We start from the raw sequence: 17,388 nt of genomic DNA, 5'->3' as shown, positions 1-17,388 counted from the left end.
CTAAGCCCGGGTGGTGGAACGGCAGACACGGCCGCCTTAAAAGCGGCTGCCGCGAGGCGTGCGGGTTCGAACCCCGCCCCGGGCACTCCTTCCTGCTGTCCCACCGTGCGCGGTGGGCGCCGCGCGAGGGCGGGCGACGCACTCGCACCGAGCGTTTCGCCGTGTGTTCATGTGCTGGTCGTCCTCGTGGTCGAGGCTCGCGGGAAACACATTTCCCGCGAAGGACCGGCGACATTGCGCACCCCATTCCGTGTGATTCTTGCCCTTTTACCCGCATTATCGGGTGTCGCCATTGCGACCACCTCGGCGGTCGCGGCGGACACCCCTGCCATCCACATCAACGAGGTTGAGTCCAACGGCGGCACGCCCGGCGACTGGATTGAGCTGGTCAACACCGGTGCCACGGCCGTCGACGTGTCGGGCTGGCTGGTGAAGGACAACGACGACACCCACGTGTTCACCATCGCGGCGAACACGACGGTGGCGCCCGGCGGCTACCTGGTCGTCGACGTCGACCCGGCGTTCGGGCTCGGCGCCGCCGACTCCGCCCGGCTGTTCGCGGCCGACGGGACGACGCTGGTCGACTCGTACACCTGGACGGCCCACGCGGCGACGACCTACGGCCGCTGCCCGGACGGCACCGGCACCTTCGTCACCACCTCGTCCTCGACGCGCGGCGCGGCCAACGACTGCGCGCCGGCCGCCGCGAAGGTCCGGATCAACGAGGTCGAGTCCAACGGCGGCACCCCGGGCGACTGGGTCGAGCTGCTCAACACCGGTGCCACGGCCGTCGACCTGTCCGGCTGGCTGGTGAAGGACAACGACGACACGCACGTGTTCACGATCGCGGCAAACACCACCCTCGCCCCCGGCGCGTACACCGTGGTGGACGTCGACCCGGCGTTCGGCCTGGGCGCCGCGGACTCGGCACGGGTCTACGCCGCCGACGGCACGACGCTGATCGACTCGTACTCGTGGACGGCCCACGCGGCGACGACCTACGGGCGCTGCCCGGACGGCACCGGGCAGTTCGCGACGACGTCGTCCTCGACGCGCGGCGCGGCCAACGACTGCACCTCGCCGGCGGCCAAGGTGAAGATCAACGAGGTCGAGTCCAACGGCGGCACGCCCGGCGACTGGGTCGAACTGGTCAACACCGGCGTCACCGCGGTCGACGTGTCCGGCTGGCTGGTGAAGGACAACGACGACACGCACGTGTTCACCATCGCGGCCAACACCACCCTCGCCCCCGGCGCCTACCTGGTCCTGGACGTGGATGCCGTGTTCGGCCTCGGCGCCGCCGACTCCGCCCGGCTCTTCGCGGCCGACGGGGTGACGCTGGTCGACTCGTACACCTGGACCGCCCACGCGGCGATCACCTACGGCCGCTGCCCGGACGGCACCGGACCGTTCGCCGCCACGACCGCCTCGACGCGGGGCGCGGCCAACGCCTGCGCCGGCCAGACGCCCGCCACGGCCTGGCCGGGCGGCGCCGACGTCACCACCGCCGACCAGTCCGGCGTGTTCGGCGGGAACATGAGCGGCCTGTCGTTCCAGGGCCGCGACGTCCTCTGGGCGGTCAAGAACGGACCGGGCACCCTCTACCGCCTGACCTGGGACGGGTCGGCCTGGACGCCGTCGTCGGCCACCGTGCTGCACTACGCGGACGGCACCGGCGACGTCGACGCGGAGGGCGTGGTGTGGCGGCCGGACGGGATCTACGTGTCGACCGAGCGGAACAACGCCGTCAGCGGCGTGAGCCGGCCCACGATCGAGCGCTATGACGGCGTCAGCGGCACCGCGAACGCCGAGTGGAACCTCACCGCCGACCTGCCGGCCGTCGCCGCGAACAGCGGCCTGGAGGCGATCACCTGGGTGCCGGACGCGTACCTCACCGCGCACGGGTTCGCCGACCAGCGCACCGGCGCCGCGTACGACCCGGCCGTGTACCCGGGCCACGGCGACGGGCTCTTCCTCGTCGGGCTCGAGGCCAACGGCAGCGTCTACGCGTACGCGCTCACGCCGGGCGGCTTCGTCCGGGTCGCGACGTTCGCCAGCGGGTTCCCGTCGGTGATGGACCTGGAGTTCGAGCCGGAGACCGGCCACCTGTGGGCCGTCTGCGACGACACGTGCAACGGCCGGGTCGCCACGCTCGACGTGACCGCGGGCGCGTTCGCCGTCAGCGGCCTGTACGAGCGCCCCGCCGGCATGCCGAACCTCAACAACGAGGGCTTCGCGATCGCGCCGCAGCAGGCGTGCGTCGCCGGTCGCAAGCCGGTGGTCTGGTCCGACGACAGCGGCACCGACGGGCACGCGCTGCGCGCCGGCACGATCACCTGCGTCGACCTGGACGCCGACGACGACGGCATCCTCGACGCCGTCGACCCGGCGCCCGCGGACCCGGCCAACGCGACGTTCGCCACGGCGGCCGTCTCCGGCCGGATCGTCGGCACGGGTGGGCGCACCGTCGCGGTGTCCGCCGGGCCGTCGTCGTCGGTCCGGTTCGATGTCGGCGCCGGTACCGCTCCCGCCGAGGTCCAGCTGTCCGGCAGCGACGCGGCGATCCGGTTCGGGGAGGGCTCCTACCTGCTCACCGGCCTGGTCGGCGTGTCGACCCTCGCCGGTGACGCCGCGACCGTGGCGGTGACCGTGCGCTCGGTGCCGGTCACGTTCAGCGTCCCGGCCGGCGGCTCGCTCGAGCTCACCGACGCGCTCACCGGCATCCGGCACACCGGCGCCGTCACGGTGCAGGCGGCCGGGCTGACCTGCGGCGCCGTCGACGCGGTCGTGGTCGGCACCACCGGCAACGACCGCCTCGCCGGCACCGCCGGCAACGACCTCATCGTCGGCCGCGGCGGTAACGACACCGTCACCGGCGGTGGCGGGTCCGACTGCGTCGTGACCGGCCCCGGCAACGACGTCATCACGACCGCGGGTGGCGACGACCTGATCGACGCGGGCGGCGGCAACAACGTCGTCGACGCGGGCGCCGGTACCAACACCGTGATCGCCGCCTCGGGCAACGACGTCATCACGACCGGCGCCGGCGACGACCGGATCGAGGCCGGCGGCGGCAACAACGTCATCCGCGCCGGCGACGGCAACAACGTGGTCGTCACCGCCTCGGGCAACGACAGCATCACCACCGGTGCCGGCGACGACCGCGTCGACGCCGGGAACGGCAACAACACCGTCTCGACGGGCGCGGGCGCCGACGTGATCGGCACCGGCAGCGGCAACGACGTGGTGGACTGCGGCGCCGGCACGGACAGCGCCGCCGCAGGTCGCGGCAACAACACCAACGCCGGCGGTCGCTGCGAGTCGTTCGGCGTCTGACACCGCGTGTGCCGGCGAAACTGAGATCCACTCAGCGCCGGCACACGCGGTACGCTGGTCGTACACATGAATGCGACGCCTCTGGAGGCTGATCGTGCAGAGTTCGAACCCGGTGCTCAACCGCCTGGGTCAGGCGGCGAGGCAGGAGCGCTCGCAGCTGTCGCCCCCGGGCTTCGGGTATCCCCAGTCCGGCTATGGGGTGCCGCAGCCCCCGGCCGCAACGCGGGCGATGACCATGGACGACGTCGTCGTCCGCACCGTCGCCCTGCTCGCGATCACCGGCATCTTCGGTGCGGTGTCGTGGGTGCTGCTGCCGGCCGGTGGCGCCATCACCGCGATCGCGACCATCGGCTCGCTCATCGCGGGCCTGGTCCTCGGCCTGGTCATCTCGTTCGCGCAGGTGACCAACCCGGCCGTCATCATGGCCTACGCGGCACTGCAGGGCGTGCTGCTCGGCCTGGTCAGCCGCTGGTATGAGGGTGCCTACAGCGGCATCGTCATCCAGGCGGTCATCGGCACGTTCGGCATCTTCGCGATCATGGCGGTGCTCTACAAGCTGCAGATCGTGCGGGCCACGCCCCGCTTCACGAAGATGGTCATCGGCGCGCTCATCGGCGTCGTGGTGCTGAGCCTGGCCAACTACCTGTTCTACCTCTTCGACATCAACCTGGGCCTGCGCGAGTACAGCCTGGACGGCAAGGTCGGCTGGCTGCCGATCGTCTTCAGCCTCGTGATCATCGTCGTCGGCGCGCTCACGTTCGTCCTCGACTTCGACGCTGTCGAGCAGGGTGTCCGGTATGGCCTGCCGGAGAAGTACGCGTGGTACTGCTCGTTCGGCATCCTGGTCGGCCTGATCTTCCTGTACTGGGAGATCCTGCGCATGCTCAGCTACCTGCGACGCTGATGAGTGCCGACGACCCGCTCACCGCGACGGTGGGCAGGCTGGTCGGCCAGGTCGGACACTGGACGCCGCCCCGGTGGGCGGCGTCCGGCGTGTCCGGGGTCCCGCGCGGCGACGCGGTGCACGAGCTGATCCAGTGGCTCGCCGACCGCTGCGCCGACGCCGAGGGCCGGCCGCGCCTGCCGGTGCCGCGGCTCGACAACGATCTCGCGCTGCCCGACCAGCTGCGGGTGGTGGCGGCGGACCTGGCACGCTTCGGCGGCCCCGCCCTGGTGGACGAGGCCGCCGAGATGGTGAAGGCCGTGCGCGGGCAGCTCTGACGCCTGCGTCTCAGTGAGGCTGTGATGCCCGCGCCCGGCTGACGCGACCCTATCTACGACAGGCGCTCGATGACCATGGCCATGCCCTGGCCGCCGCCGACGCACATCGTCTCCAGGCCGATGGACTTGTCGTGCCAGTTCAGCGAGTTGATCAGCGTGCCGGTGATGCGGGCGCCGGTCATGCCGAACGGGTGGCCGACGGCGATGGCGCCGCCGTTGACGTTGAGCTTCTCGATCGGGATGCCCAGCTGGCGGTACGACGGGATCACCTGCGCGGCGAAGGCCTCGTTGATCTCGACGAGGTCGACGTCGTCGATGGTCATCCCGGCCCGCTTCAGGGCGCTGCGGGAGGCCTCGACCGGGCCGATGCCCATGATCTCCGGCGACATGGCGGTCACGCCGGTCGACAGGATGCGCGCGAGGGGCGTGATGCCCAGCTCGCGGGCCTTGACGTCGCTCATGATGACGACTGCGGCGGCGCCGTCGTTGAGCGGGCAGCAGTTGCCGGCGGTGACCCGGCCGTCGGGGCGGAACACGGGCTTCAGGCCGGCCACGCCCTCCAGGGTCACCCCGGCGCGGGGGCCGTCGTCGGTCGAGACGACCGTGCCGTCGGGGGCGGTCACCGGGGTGATCTCGCGGGCCCAGAAGCCGTTCTTGATCGCTTCCTCGGCCAGGTTCTGCGACCGGACGCCGAACTCGTCCATGTCGGCCCTGGTGACGCCTTCGAGCTCGGCGAGGTTCTCGGCGGTCTGGCCCATCGCGACGTAGATGTCGGGCAGGGCGCCGTCCTCGCGCGGGTCGTGCCACGGCTCGCCACCGCCCTCGGCGCGCTTGGTGGTGCGCGCGTACGCGTCGGCGAAGGCCGGGTTCTGCCAGGGGCCGCCGACCGCCGCCTGCGCCTCGGTGGGCAGGCCGTCGGAGTTGCCGCGGGCGAAGCGCGACACGCACTCCACGCCGGCGGAGATGAACACGTCGCCCTCGCCGGCCTTGATCGCGTGGAACGCCATCCGGGTCGTCTGCAGCGACGACGCGCAGTAGCGGGTGGTGGTGGCGCCCGGCAGGTGGTCGAACCCGAGCAGCGTGCTGACCACGCGGGCCATGTTGAAGCCCTGCTCGCCGCCGGGCAGGCCGCAGCCGAGGTACAGGTCTTCGATGTCCCGCGGGTCGAGCTCGGGCACCTTGGCGAGCGCGGCGCGCACGATGGTCGCGGCGAGGTCGTCGGGGCGGAATTCGCGCAGCGATCCCTTGGCGGCACGGCCGATCGGGGACCGGGCGGTGGCGACGATGACAGCTTCCGGCATACCACCGACGCTACTGCAGGGTAATCAACCCCTGCGAGCACCTGTGAGAAATCTGCAGACTTAGTGCATCTTCAGTGCAGGAAACCGCGGACCGCGGCGGCCTCCTCGACGGCGGGGAGGAGGGCGTGGGCCCAGACGCGGTAGCCGTCGGCGGACGGGTGGAAGCCGTCGTGGCACAGCGTGCCCGCGTCGGCACGGAAGACGGCGCCGGTGCGGGCGGCCAGGTCGACCACCACCGCGCCGGCCGCGCTCGCGGCCACGGCCTGCTGCTTCGCCACCCTGCGGCTGCGCCAGCCGAGCAGCTGCCGCAGCGGGGGCGCGAAGGCGCGCAGCGCGCCGAAGTCGGGGCAGGTGCCGACGACGACCGGGATGCCGGCGTCGCGCAGGCGGCGGCAGGCCGAGCCGAGGTACTCGGCGGCGTCGGAGCCGCGGCCGAGGTGGGTCACGTCGTTGGTGCCGACGAGGATGACCGTCACGTCTGGGGCGGGGCCGACCAGCGCCCGTGCCACCTGCGTGGCCAGGTCGGAGGAGCGGGAGCCGGCCACGGCGACGCTGGACAGCTCCACCCGCCGGCCCACGGCGCCCTCGCTGGTGCCCTCCGACAGCAGCGCCGCGAGCTGGCCGCCGACGGTGTCGGCGACGCGGTCGACGCCGACGCCGAGCGCGGTCGCGTCGCCGAGCAGGACCAGCCGCATCGGCGGCTTGCCGGCGGCGCCGACGGAGGAGCGCATCGCCAGGCGCATGTCGGGCTTCGCGTAGGGCCGGGCGCGGGCGACCATCGCCTGCGCGGCGAGGACCGCGGCGCCGCCGACCGTGCCGGCGATCACGGTGACCGTGGCCATCCGCGCCAGTCGCTTGATCGTGATCATGCCGACTCCATCGTGGTCATGTGGACTCCTGCGGGGAGCGGTCCGGCACCGCCGAGGCGGTCTCGGGTGCCTGTGCGGGCTCGCGTGCCGCCTGCTGCGGCAGCCTGTGCCAGACCCGGTGGCGCAGCTGCGCCCAGCGGCCCGCCGGGCCGCGCTCCTTGCCGGCCACCTGCGCCGCGCTGACCTCGGTGCCGGGGCGCTGGGCGGCCTCGGCCGCGGCGCGCGGCAGGGACCGCACGCCCTCGCCCGCCCGCAGCGACGCGGTCAGCGGCGCCGCCACCTCGGGCTCGGTCAGCGCCGCGACCACGGTCGGCAGGACCGCCTGCGCCGCCGCGAGGTAACCGGCGCCGGAGGGGTGGAAGCGGTCGAAGCTGAACATCCGGTCCGGCTCCGCGTAGAACAGCTCGCCGAGCAGGTCACCCAGCGACACGGTCCGCCCACCGGCCTCGACCACCGCGATCGTCTGCGCCGTCGCCATCTGCCGGCTCCAGTGCCGCGCCAGCCAGCGCAGCGGCGGCTGGATCGGCCGGATCGTGCCCAGGTCGGGGCAGGTGCCGACGACGACATGGATGCCTGCGGCCCGCAGCCGGCGGACCGCGTCGACCAGGTGCCGCACCGCGAGGGGCACGCTGACCCGGTGGGTGACGTCGTTGCCGCCGATGCAGATCACGGCCACGTCGGGGCGGTGCCGCAGCGCCACGTCCACCTGCGGCGGCAGCCCCCGCGACTCGCAGCCGACGACGGCGAGGCAGCGCATCCACACGGGTCGCCGCTGCTGCTCCGCCAGCCCGGCCGCGACCGACGCGGCGAAGGTCTCGCTGGGCACCTCCGCCCCATACCCCGCGGCGGAGGAGTCACCGAGCACGACCAGGCGGATCGGCTCGCCGTCGAAGTGGGCGCCGTAGGTGCCGTCGGCGCGTGGGGGAGGGCTCACGACCTGGGGGATGACCCGCCGGGCCAGCAGTGCCTGTCCGACGACCACGCCGTAGAACAGCGCGCCGGCGCCGGCGATGCCGCCGCTGCCGAGCGCCGCCGCCGTGGCGATCCGCCGCACCTGCTCTGACCGAAGCCTCAACGCCCCCATCGCCTTCCCGCCTCTCGCCCCTCAACGCCCTGGCGAGGCTAACCCCCGGTCCACAAGTATCCGCTCTCTCAAGTAAAGATCCCGATCGTCTTCATCCCGACCGATCACGACGTGGGCCGCTGCCGTGAGTGATCATCCCTGCCCAGGTGGTCCTCTCCGATTGCCCGCGGGGAACGACCGGCCAAACGTCCGCTCCCGCGCGGGGACCGTCGAGATCCATCCGTCATTCTTACCGCGCGCCGTCCGTGACAGACACCGTTACATTCATAGCCAGAGGAGAGAGGGCGGCGATCATGGCGGACAGCGCGCTGCGACGGCGGTTGGCGTGGACGGCCCTGCTGAGGGTCTTCAAGCCCGGCACGCCCGGGCTCGGCAAGCGGCTCAGCGCCATCCCGCGGATGGTGAAGGCGACGGTCAAGGGCGAATACGACGGCGGCACCCGCCTGGCGCTGCTCGCCGCCTCGGCCGTCTACATCGTGTCCCCGATCGACGCCGTGCCGGAGCTGTTCCTGCTGGTGCTCGGCGTCGTCGACGACCTGGCGATGGCGACCTACTTCGCCGGTGCGCTGCTGGACGAGCTGGAGCGCTTCCTGGAGTGGGAGAAGCAGCGCGACAACGTGATTCCGGGGCACGTCGTCAAGTAGCCGATTCCGGCGCTATACGCTGGCCGTGTGCGCTATTACGACAACGTCGTCGAATTGGTGGGCAACACGCCCCTTGTCCGGCTCCGCAACGTGACGGACGGGATCTCCGCCACCGTCCTGGCCAAGGTCGAATACCTCAACCCCGGCGGCAGCGTGAAGGACCGCATCGCGCTGCGCATGGTCGAGGAGGCCGAGAAGGCCGGCCTGCTCAAGGCCGGCGGCACCATCGTCGAGCCGACCAGCGGCAACACCGGGGTCGGGCTCGCCCTCGTCGCGCAGCTGCGCGGGTACCGGTGTGTCTTCGTCTGCCCCGACAAGGTCAGCGAGGACAAGCAGAACGTGCTGCGGGCCTACGGCGCTGAGGTCGTCGTGTGCCCGACCGCCGTCGCGCCCGAGGACCCCCGCTCCTACTACAACGTCTCCGACCGGCTGGCCCGGGAGATCCCCGGCGCGTGGAAGCCCGACCAGTACGCCAACCCGGCCAACCCCCGCTCCCACTACGAGACCACCGGCCCCGAGGTCTGGGAGCAGACAGCCGGCAAGGTGACACACTTCGTCGCCGGCGTCGGCACCGGCGGCACGATCTCCGGCGTCGGCCGCTACCTCAAGGAGGTCTCCGGCGGCACGGTCCGCATCGTCGGCGCCGACCCCGAGGGCTCCGTCTACTCCGGTGGCACCGGGCGGCCGTACCTCGTGGAGGGCGTGGGCGAGGACTTCTGGCCCACGACGTACGACCGCGACGTCTGCGACGAGATCGTCGAGGTGTCCGACAAGGACTCCTTCGACCTGACCCGCCGCCTGGCCCGCGAGGAGGGCCTGCTCGTCGGCGGCTCCTGCGGCATGGCCGTCGCCGCGGCGCTGAAGGTCGCCCGCGAGGCCGGCCCGGACGACGTCGTGGTCGTCCTGCTGCCCGACGGCGGCCGCGGCTACCTCAGCAAGATCTTCAACGACGACTGGATGGCCCGCTACGGCTTCCTCCGTACCGCCGCCGAACTGCCGACCGTCGCCGACGTCCTGGTCGGCAAGGACGGGCACATGCCGCAGATGGTCCACGTGCATCCCAACGAGACCGTCCGCGACGCCATCGACTACATGCGTGAGTACGCCGTCTCCCAGCTCCCCGTCCTCAAGGCCGAGCCCCCGGTCGTGACCGGCGAGGTCGCCGGCTCGATCGCGGAGCGTGACCTGCTGGACGCGCTGTTCACCGGCCAGGCCCACCTCCACGACATCGTCGAGAAGCACATGGGCGACCCGCTGCCGATGATCGGCGGCGGCCAGCCCGTCAGCGAGGCCGTGGCACTGCTGGAGAAGGCCGACGCCGCGGTCGTCCTGATCGACGGCAAACCCGCCGGCGTCATCACCAGGCAGGACCTCCTAGCCCACCTGCGCTGACCCAACCCCTCACCTGCCGGCAACGCTCAGACGTTGGTCAATGCCCAGATGTACGGCTTTTCGCTCGTAGGCGTTGCGCGACCTACCTGGTTCAAGTCCCCGAACCGAGGTTAGATCGCGCAACGCCTTTGGGCGGTTGGGCTGGAAGCTGTCGCGGTTGATGAGCGTGAGATCCGCTTCCGCGGGCCTGCGTGGGTGGGTTCGCCTGCGGCGCGGGCCTGCTTGCGCGGGTCTGCGTGGGTGGGCCTGCTTGCGCGCGTCTGCGTGGGTGGGCCTGCTTGCGCGGGTCTGCCAAGCGGCGGGGCCGGGGTTGCCTGCTGGCGGCGCGCAGACGTTGGTCAATGCCCGGATGTGCGGCTTTCGTCCCATAGAAGGTGCGCGCTCCACCCGCGGATTGATCTCTGAATCGGGGGTAGGTCGCGCAACATCTATGAACGGGTGGGCCGGAAACCGCTGTGGTCGGTGAGCGCGGGTTCGCCTGCGCCGGTTTGCCAAGCGGCGGGACCTCGGGTTGCCCGCCGGTAGCGCAGACGTTGGTCAATGCCTAGGAATGCGGCTTTCGTCCAATAGGCGGTGTGCGTTCCACTCCAGTTTAAGTCGCCCGGTGGATCGAGGGTTGATCGTGCGGCGGCTGTGGATGGGTGGGTCAGAACCCGCCGCGGGGGATGCCCGGGCGGAGTGGTGGAGGCGCGGGGTCAGCGCAGCGGCTCGGGGACGGCCACCACGTCGACCAGGGCGGCCTTGCGCAAGACGGTGATCTGCAGGCGCTGGCCGATGGCGGGGCCCAGCATGAGGCGCTGCACGTCCTGGACGCCGACGATCGGGCGGCCGCCCGCGGAGAGGACCACGTCGCCCACGTAGAGGCCGGCCAGGCCCGCCGGGCTGCCCGGCACGACCTCGACGAGCCGGAGGCCCTTGCGTTGCCCGACCCGGTCGGCGAGCGGCTGGGGGAGCGCGACGGGTGTGCCGGCCACGCCGAGCCAGGCGCGGCGCACCTTCCCCGTGGCCATGAGCTCGGACATGATCAGGCGGGTCGTGCTGTTGACCGGCACCGCCAGGCCGAGCCCGATCCCGGCGACGGCCGTGTTGATGCCGACGACCTTGCCGGAGGCGTCGGCCAGGGCGCCGCCGGAGTTGCCCGGGTTGAGCGCGGCGTCGGTCTGCACGACGTCGTCGATGAGGCGGACGTGCCGGCCGTCGCGGACGGGCAGCGAGCGGCCGAGCGCGCTGACGACGCCGGCGGTGACGGAGCCGGCCAGGCCGAGCGGGTTGCCGACGGCGACGACGAGCTGGCCGATGCGCAGGTCGTCGGCGTTGCCGAGGGTCGCCGGTGGCACGCCCGTCTCGTGGATGCGCAGCACGGCCAGGTCGGCGAGCGGGTCGGCGCCGACGACGTCGAACCTGCTGCTGACCCCGTTGGTGAACTCGGCGAGCCCGCCGTCGGCGCCCGCCACGACGTGGGCGCTGGTCAGCACGAAGCCGTCGGGGGTGTAGACGACCGCCGAGCCGGAGTGGCCGCTGACGCTGAGGCTGGCGACGCTCGGCAGTAGGGCCGCCGCCACGCCGGAGACGACCCTGCTGTACGTGTCGAGCGCGTCGGATTCGGGGTCCATGCCGCACGCAACGCCGCGCGGCACGTGTCCATGCCCGGTTAGGCCGACAGCGAAATACCCCGTCAGGCCGAACGGCGAAAGCCCCGTCAGGTCGACAGCGAGATCGCGGGCAGCTCGAACCAGCGGAGGGCCTCGAAGTTGGCGGAGACGACGCCGTCGGGCTGCTCGACCTGTGAGACCTGGGCGGCCTCGGCGACGATGAGCGCCGCCTCGTCCAGGTAACCGGCCAGCGCCGACTCGGGCGCGCGCTCGTGCCTGGAGGGCCAGCGCAGCTCGCCGTCGGCGTCGTAGTGCAGCTCCGAGAGGCGCAGCGGCGGCTCGACCAGGCCGTCCCTGTGCTTCCAGAGTCCGGTGTACGGGTCGAAGCGGTACTGCGGCAGCAGCGCCCAGCCGTTGGTGGCGACGAAGTGGACGGCGTCGACGATGTAGCGCAGTACGGCGTCGGAGATGAAGTAGTTGAAGGACACCCGGACCCAGCCGGGTTTGATGCCCTCGCAGCCGGCGATGATCTCCTGCTCGAAGCGCTGCGAGCGCTCGATGTCGATGCCGAGGAGGCGGTGGCCGTACGGGCCGGCGCAGGAGCAACCGCCCCGCGACTGGATCCCGAAGAGGTCGTTGAGCAGCGACACCACGAAGTTGTGGTGCAGGTAGCGGCCGCCGGGCCGCTTCACCACGAACGACACGATCGACAGCCGCGACGCGTCCAGGTTGCCGAGGATCTCGATGTTGGGGTTGGTCTTCCACGACGTGATCGCCTCGCGCAGGAAGCGTTCCTCGAGGTCGCGGATGGTGTCGGTGCCGACGGCCTGCTTGAGCTGGAAGACCAGGCCGGCCCGGATGGACTCGACGATCGCCGGGGTGCCGCCCTCCTCGCGGTGCGCGGCGTCGGCGATGTAGTGGTGGTCGGTCGGGTTGACGTAGTCGACGGTGCCGCCGCCGGGCACGGTGGGCACGCGGTTGCGCAGCACCTTGCGCCGCACGACGAGGACGCCGGGCGTCCCGGGCCCGCCGGCGAACTTGTGCGGCGAGATGAAGGCCGCGTCCTTGTACTGGCCGGGGCCGGGACCGTACATGGCGACGTCCACGTAAGGCGCGGCGGCGGCGAAGTCCCAGAAGGAGAGCGCGCCGTGCTCGTGCAGCAGCGCCGAGATGGCATGGGTGTCGCTGACGATTCCGGTGACGTTGGACGCCGCGGAGAAGGAGCCGATCTTCAGCGGCCGGTCGGCGTGCCGCTCGAGCTCGGCCCGCAGGCGCGACAGGTCGATGTGCCCGTTGTGATCCTCGGGGATGACGACGACGTCCGCGATGGACTCCCGCCACGGCAACTCGTTGGAGTGGTGCTCGAACGGGCCGATGAACACCACGGGCCGGTCGGCGGGCGGGATGTGCGCCGTCAGGTCGTAGCGGTCGTCGAGCCCGGCCGGCACCCGCAGCCCCAGGATGTGCACCATCTTGTCGATCGCGGCGGTCGAGCCGGACCCGGTGAAGATGACCACGGTCTCGGCGTCGCCGCCGACGGCGTCGTTGACGATCTGGCGGGCGTCCTCCCGCAGGCGGGTCGTCTGCAGCCCGGTGCCGGAGGACTCGGTGTGGGTGTTCGCGTACCGCGGCAGCACCTCGTCACGGATGAACCGCTCGATGAAGTCCAGCGCCCGTCCTGACGCGGTGTAGTCGGCGTAGGTCACGCGGCGAGCGCCATACGGCCCCCACATCACCTGGTCGTCACCGATGACGGCGTCGCGGATGCGCTGCAGCAGGGGGCTCTCCATGGGGGCCATTATCCGCTCCGCCACGCCGTCCCCTTTCGAGTGGTCGCACGGGAATCGCACAGGCTGTCCGCCCACGCGTGCAGCCCGATTGTTTAACGTTTCGTCCGGAGGTTCTCAGGGAGCCTCAAGAGTTTGGGGGTAGGGAAGTTGGTCAGTGTTGACCAGTCCGAGCCAACAGACGTCGTCGACCGTCTGCTGTGGCGCGACGCCACGCAGATCCTGAGCCGGCACAACGGGTCGGACGGTGACGGACAGTGCATCTGGTGCGGGCGGGAGTGGCCGTGCGCGCCACGCCGGCTCGCCGAGAACGCCGAGGCCGCCTCGCGGCGGCCGTGGAACGAGGCCTGGACCGCCCGGCACGACCTCTACAGCCTGAGGACGATGCCCGACTGGCGGATCGACCTCGGCGCCCCGCAGCGTTCCAGGGGCGGCTGGCACCGCGCCGGCGGCAACCGGGGAACCTTTCTCTAGCACGATCGTTGATCTGAGCGGTGACTTCGGCGCTCCCGCCATGGCCGTGGTCACCGCGACACAAAGACCCGCTCGGACACGGTTGCCGGCATGCCTCCGCCGGCTCCGAACGCCTCCGGCCAGGCGTCCTCCCCAGGGATCGGGCGGGTCTACCCGGCAGGCGAGGGCACACCTTTCGTGGTTCCCCCGCATATATCGCGATGGTGTGCCCTCGCCTGCCAAAACCCCAGCAAACCGGAACGGCCCGGTCTCCACGATGTGGAGGCCGGGCCGTTGCCGTGCGTCACTCGGCGACGAACGAGAACACCGTGGTCGCGGTGTGGATGTTCGAACCGGCCGGAGCGACGACCTTCACCGGGCACACGCCGGAGAAGTTGCCGGTCCCGAGGCCGGCCGGGTCGTCGGCGAGGCCGGAGGTCGGCGTCTTGACGGTGATCGAGGTGCCGGCCGTGTTCAGCACGAAGTTGGTGCCGGCGACGCCGCAGAAGTTCACGCCGGTGGCGCCGGTGAAGGTGCCGGTGAGCGTCACGCCGGTGGCGATGTTGATCTTGCCGATGTTCGGCGTCATGGCGGTCACCACCGGCACCGTGACGACGCTCGTGCCGAGGTCGGTGGCGCTCCACGTCTTGGTGACGCCGTTGTGGGTGATCGACAGGTTGCCGTTGGTCATGCCGGCGGCGGTCTTGCCGGTGAACCAGTTGCCGTTCTCGGTCGTGCCGGACGGGGCCGTGGTCATCTGCGTGCCGTCGGTCTTCTTCCAGACCTTGACCTCGGTCAGCGGCTTGCCGCCCAGCGTCGCCGACAGGGAGTTGGCCGCGCCGCTGAACGTGAAGTCGTTGTCGGCCTTGACGCGGATGGTCTGGCCGCCGGTCGAGACGAACTGCTGGATCTGGTCCGCGGACTGCAGCGCGCTGCTCAGGTCGGTGATGACCGGGGCGGTGGTGTCGAGCTTCGGGGGCGCGATGAAGACCAGGCCGGACAGCGCCTTGGTGAGGGTGCCGCCGCTGTTGGCGAAGTTGATCGCGATCGTCTCGGAGGCGACGCCGGACGTCGCCGCGCAGCCGCCGGTGGGCGTCTTGGTCGCGATCTGGGTGGTCCCGGTCACTATGTAGAAGTCGAGGCCCTGGCAGTCGGTGTCGGCGCCGAGGTCGACGCTCGCCACCGAGTTCTCGTCGAGGGTCGCGCCGGTCAGGCCGACCACGTTGATGATGACCACCTGCTTGTCGGTGTCCGCGGCGACCTTGCCGCCGGCCGGCGATGCGATGGTGATCGAGGTGGCGGCGGGGGCGGCGTGGGCCGCCATCGGCGTGGCGATCAGCGCCGCCGCGCTGAGCAGCGTTGCCGCGGCCGAGCCTGCGCCGGCGGCTCTGGCAAAGCGGGATTGCACGAATGACATTGAGCAGGGTCCTCTCAGGCGGAACGGCTGGCTGGGGATGCTCACTCAACGTAACAGCAGGAATGCTGTCAGTAGTGAGAATTCTTCAGGAATGCGGCGGCGGCCCGGAGTCGGGATTGCACTCCGGGCCGCCCTTATCGCGTGGTGGATCAGTTCATCGCCATGAGGTAATCGGCGACGGTGAAGGTGGAACCGCTGGAGATGATCGTCTGCGAGTAGCCGGCGGTGAGCTGCGCGCCCACGGCGCCGTTGCTGACGACCGTCACGGTGTAGGTGCCGTTCGGGATCGGGATGCCGGAGTGCAGCGTCAGGGACGGTGTCGTCGCGGTCGCCGTGGCCGCGTTCGACAGCGTCGGCACGCCGGCGGCGACGCTCACGATCCTGGTGCCGTTCGGGATGCCCGGGCCGCTGATCGCCCGCCCGACGTCGCCGGCGTTGAAGGCGGCGGCCGCCGAGGTGCCGAGCGTGGTGCTGCCGGCCGTGGTCGCGGCGTCGGCGATGACCCGGTTCGTGTTCAACGTCATCGCGGTCACCGCGGACGTGGTGTTCTTCGACAGCGTCACGTGCGTCGCGTCGGTGAACGCCATGATGCTGGTGCCGGTCGGGATGCCCGTGCCGGTCACCGCCATGCCGACGTCCGAGGCCGAGAAGTTGCACGCGGTGGTGGTGGCTGAGCCGACCACGTTGGCGGAGCCCGAGGCGACGGTGCAGCCGCTGACCGCGCGGGTGGAGTTGGCGCCGGCGAAGCCGGTGCCGGCCGTGTAGAGCGTGCAGATGAGCTCGTTGTCGTCCACGACCGTGACGTCGAGGCACTCCGCCACCTGCGGGTTGGTCTTGACCGTCGGGCTGGTGCCCGCCGCCGGGTTGTAGGCGCCCCGGACCAGGTAGACGTGCGCCTTGGCGTTGTCCGGCGTCAGGCCGCCGGAGGAGTTGCCGCTGAAGTCGAGCGCGGAGAAGCCGACGCCGGTGATGTCGAGGTCGGTGCCCTGGTTCCGGGTGTTCGGCGAGTTCTTGGGCGTGACGGTGATGCCGTTGGTGTAGCTGAAGACGGCGGGCTTCGTGACCGTGCCACCGGTGGTGGTCAGTGACAGGGCGAAGGGGCCGCCCGCGGAGTGCGCCGGGACGGTCGCGGTGAAGGACAGGTTGTTGCCGGCGACCACGATGTCGGTCAGCGGTTCGCCGCCGAGCAGCGCCGTCATGCCGACGCCGCCGCTCGGGATGTTCGTGCCCGTGACGGTGATCGTCGTACCGCCCTCGGCGGGGCCGGTGGTCGGCGTCACGGTCGAGATCGTCGGGACCGGGCCGACGGTGTACTGCAGGCCGGAGCCGGCGATCAGCGGGCTGTTCGCGTTACCGGCGGTGTTGCCGCTGTACACGCAGATGTACCAGTTCTCGGTCGTGAAGCCACCCGCGTTGACCACGCCGGCGGGGACGGTGATCGACAGCTTGTTGGTCGGTGGCGTGCCGTTGAGGATCTTCACGCCAGAAGTCGGCACGGCGACGACGGTGCCGCTCACGGCGGAGTAGGTCGAGGTGCACCCGGTGTTGTCCTGGAACTGGACGTACACGGAGCCGGTGTTGAAGACCTTGCCGATGGCCGTGGCGGTGATCGTGTTGCCGCCGGCGGTCGGGCCGGAGGTCGCGCTCGGGACGAGGTTGCCGTTGAGCGTGAACACCTCGTCGGAGGCGTTCTGCAGCGTCGTGCCGGCCGCGTTGTAAGCGCAGACGAAATAGTCGGCGGTGATCTGCGACGGGGTGCCGAGCAGCGTCAGCGTCGTCGGGACGGTCACGTCCAGCACGCTGGAGGAGGTCACCTTGATGTTGGCCGCCGGCACCTCGATGACGCCGCCGGTCTGTGTGGTCGGGTCCGAGGCGCTGGGTGGCGTCGGGGTCAGGGCAGTGGCCGAACACGCAGTGTTACCGGTCGACTTCCACTGGAACTGCACGCGCGTCGCGCCGGTGAAGCTCGTGCCGGAGTCGGTCACGGTGATCACCGTGCCGACGGGGCCGGTGCTCGGTGCGAGCGTCGTGGCGGCGAACGCCGGCGTCCCGACCGCGACCAGGCCGGCCGTCGCGAGCGTCAGCACGGCGCCTATGCGTGCCGCAGCGACACCGCGTTGCTTTGTCTTGACTTGCACTTTGGTCGTCTCCTCCGTCAGACCGCGGGATGGGAGCAATCGATAGGCACAGATCACCTGGAACAGGGACACGCATGCCGGATCGTCACTCAAAGTATCAGTACGGTTGCTGAAGGTGACGAGAAACTCGAAGGTTGCTCACACTTCGCGCACA

At 71.1% G+C, this 17,388-nt stretch carries 13 protein-coding genes and 1 tRNA gene; 7 read left to right on the top strand and 7 right to left on the bottom strand.

The genetic code is table 11. The features are described from left to right. Positions 1-4 precede the first annotated feature (4 nt). The 4 genes from ABD332_RS11090 to ABD332_RS11075 all read left to right on the top strand — a co-directional run bounded on the left by ABD332_RS11090 (position 5) and on the right by ABD332_RS11075 (position 4,557). Positions 5-85: transfer RNA gene (locus tag ABD332_RS11090), tRNA-Leu, on the top strand. 167 nt (positions 86-252) lie between these two features. Then, positions 253-3,336 carry a lamin tail domain-containing protein gene (locus tag ABD332_RS11085; RefSeq protein ID WP_344501723.1) on the top strand — a complete coding sequence of 1,028 codons (3,084 nt, stop codon included), beginning with the start codon at positions 253-255 and terminating at the stop codon, positions 3,334-3,336. A gap of 94 nt (positions 3,337-3,430) precedes the next feature. Beyond that, entirely contained in the window at positions 3,431-4,240 is an 810-nt protein-coding gene (locus ABD332_RS11080) for a Bax inhibitor-1/YccA family protein (protein WP_344501722.1), read from the top strand. Further along, positions 4,240-4,557, top strand: a complete 318-nt coding sequence (locus tag ABD332_RS11075) for a hypothetical protein (protein ID WP_344501721.1) — start codon at positions 4,240-4,242, stop codon at positions 4,555-4,557. Before ABD332_RS11080 ends, ABD332_RS11075 begins: the two co-directional genes overlap by 1 nt. 53 nt (positions 4,558-4,610) lie before the next feature. Here ABD332_RS11075 and ABD332_RS11070 read toward each other — a convergent pair whose 3' ends face one another. The 3 genes from ABD332_RS11070 to ABD332_RS11060 all read right to left on the bottom strand — a co-directional run bounded on the left by ABD332_RS11070 (position 4,611) and on the right by ABD332_RS11060 (position 7,811). Then, positions 4,611-5,858, bottom strand: a complete 1,248-nt coding sequence (locus tag ABD332_RS11070; protein WP_344501720.1) for an acetyl-CoA C-acetyltransferase — start codon at positions 5,856-5,858, stop codon at positions 4,611-4,613. 71 nt (positions 5,859-5,929) lie between these two features. Next, positions 5,930-6,727, bottom strand: a complete 798-nt coding sequence (locus ABD332_RS11065; RefSeq protein ID WP_344501719.1) for an SGNH/GDSL hydrolase family protein — start codon at positions 6,725-6,727, stop codon at positions 5,930-5,932. Between the two features lie 16 nt (positions 6,728-6,743). After that, the gene (locus ABD332_RS11060) at positions 6,744-7,811 is read right to left on the bottom strand and encodes an SGNH/GDSL hydrolase family protein (RefSeq protein ID WP_344501718.1); all 1,068 of its coding nucleotides are present in this window, start codon (positions 7,809-7,811) and stop codon (positions 6,744-6,746) included. Positions 7,812-8,104: 293 nt separating this feature from the next. Between ABD332_RS11060 and ABD332_RS11055 the strand changes: the two genes are divergently transcribed. Further along, on the top strand, positions 8,105-8,455 hold the full coding sequence (locus ABD332_RS11055) for a YkvA family protein (protein ID WP_344501717.1): 351 nt from the start codon (positions 8,105-8,107) through the stop codon (positions 8,453-8,455). A gap of 27 nt (positions 8,456-8,482) precedes the next feature. Then, complete coding sequence (locus ABD332_RS11050; RefSeq protein WP_344501716.1) at positions 8,483-9,847, top strand: cystathionine beta-synthase; 1,365 nt, start codon at positions 8,483-8,485, stop codon at positions 9,845-9,847. Positions 9,848-10,542: 695 nt separating this feature from the next. On the opposite strand, the gene ABD332_RS11045 is transcribed toward ABD332_RS11050, so the two are convergent. Further along, the gene (locus tag ABD332_RS11045; RefSeq protein WP_344501715.1) at positions 10,543-11,460 is read right to left on the bottom strand and encodes a S1C family serine protease; all 918 of its coding nucleotides are present in this window, start codon (positions 11,458-11,460) and stop codon (positions 10,543-10,545) included. 86 nt (positions 11,461-11,546) lie between these two features. Further along, the gene (locus ABD332_RS11040; RefSeq protein WP_344501714.1) at positions 11,547-13,229 is read right to left on the bottom strand and encodes an aminotransferase class V-fold PLP-dependent enzyme; all 1,683 of its coding nucleotides are present in this window, start codon (positions 13,227-13,229) and stop codon (positions 11,547-11,549) included. A gap of 147 nt (positions 13,230-13,376) precedes the next feature. Between ABD332_RS11040 and ABD332_RS11035 the strand changes: the two genes are divergently transcribed. After that, entirely contained in the window at positions 13,377-13,700 is a 324-nt protein-coding gene (locus ABD332_RS11035) for a hypothetical protein (protein WP_344501713.1), read from the top strand. 283 nt (positions 13,701-13,983) lie between these two features. Here the strand turns inward: ABD332_RS11035 and ABD332_RS11030 are convergent, their stop codons facing one another. Both ABD332_RS11030 and ABD332_RS11025 read right to left on the bottom strand, forming a co-directional pair. Next, positions 13,984-15,096, bottom strand: a complete 1,113-nt coding sequence (locus tag ABD332_RS11030) for a hypothetical protein (RefSeq protein WP_344501712.1) — start codon at positions 15,094-15,096, stop codon at positions 13,984-13,986. Between the two features lie 149 nt (positions 15,097-15,245). Then, entirely contained in the window at positions 15,246-17,183 is a 1,938-nt protein-coding gene (locus ABD332_RS11025; RefSeq protein WP_344501711.1) for an IPT/TIG domain-containing protein, read from the bottom strand. Positions 17,184-17,388: the final 205 nt, after the last annotated feature.

This window comes from Dactylosporangium maewongense, from assembly GCF_039531485.1.
GTDB lineage: Bacteria > Actinomycetota > Actinomycetes > Mycobacteriales > Micromonosporaceae > Dactylosporangium > Dactylosporangium maewongense.
This window is presented reverse-complemented; position numbering and strand designations above follow the sequence as displayed.

Bases quoted from the DNA above. Each gene is read 5' to 3' on its own strand.
- ABD332_RS11075 (WP_344501721.1), top strand. From the start codon at position 4,240: ATGAGTGCCGACGACCCGCTCACCGCGACGGTGGGCAGGCTGGTCGGC.
- ABD332_RS11030 (WP_344501712.1), bottom strand. From the start codon at position 15,096: ATGTCATTCGTGCAATCCCGCTTTGCCAGAGCCGCCGGCGCAGGCTCG.
- ABD332_RS11055 (WP_344501717.1), top strand. From the start codon at position 8,105: ATGGCGGACAGCGCGCTGCGACGGCGGTTGGCGTGGACGGCCCTGCTG.
- ABD332_RS11060 (WP_344501718.1), bottom strand. From the start codon at position 7,811: ATGGGGGCGTTGAGGCTTCGGTCAGAGCAGGTGCGGCGGATCGCCACG.
- ABD332_RS11070 (WP_344501720.1), bottom strand. From the start codon at position 5,858: ATGCCGGAAGCTGTCATCGTCGCCACCGCCCGGTCCCCGATCGGCCGT.
- ABD332_RS11040 (WP_344501714.1), bottom strand. From the start codon at position 13,229: ATGGAGAGCCCCCTGCTGCAGCGCATCCGCGACGCCGTCATCGGTGAC.
- ABD332_RS11065 (WP_344501719.1), bottom strand. From the start codon at position 6,727: ATGATCACGATCAAGCGACTGGCGCGGATGGCCACGGTCACCGTGATC.
- ABD332_RS11045 (WP_344501715.1), bottom strand. From the start codon at position 11,460: ATGGACCCCGAATCCGACGCGCTCGACACGTACAGCAGGGTCGTCTCC.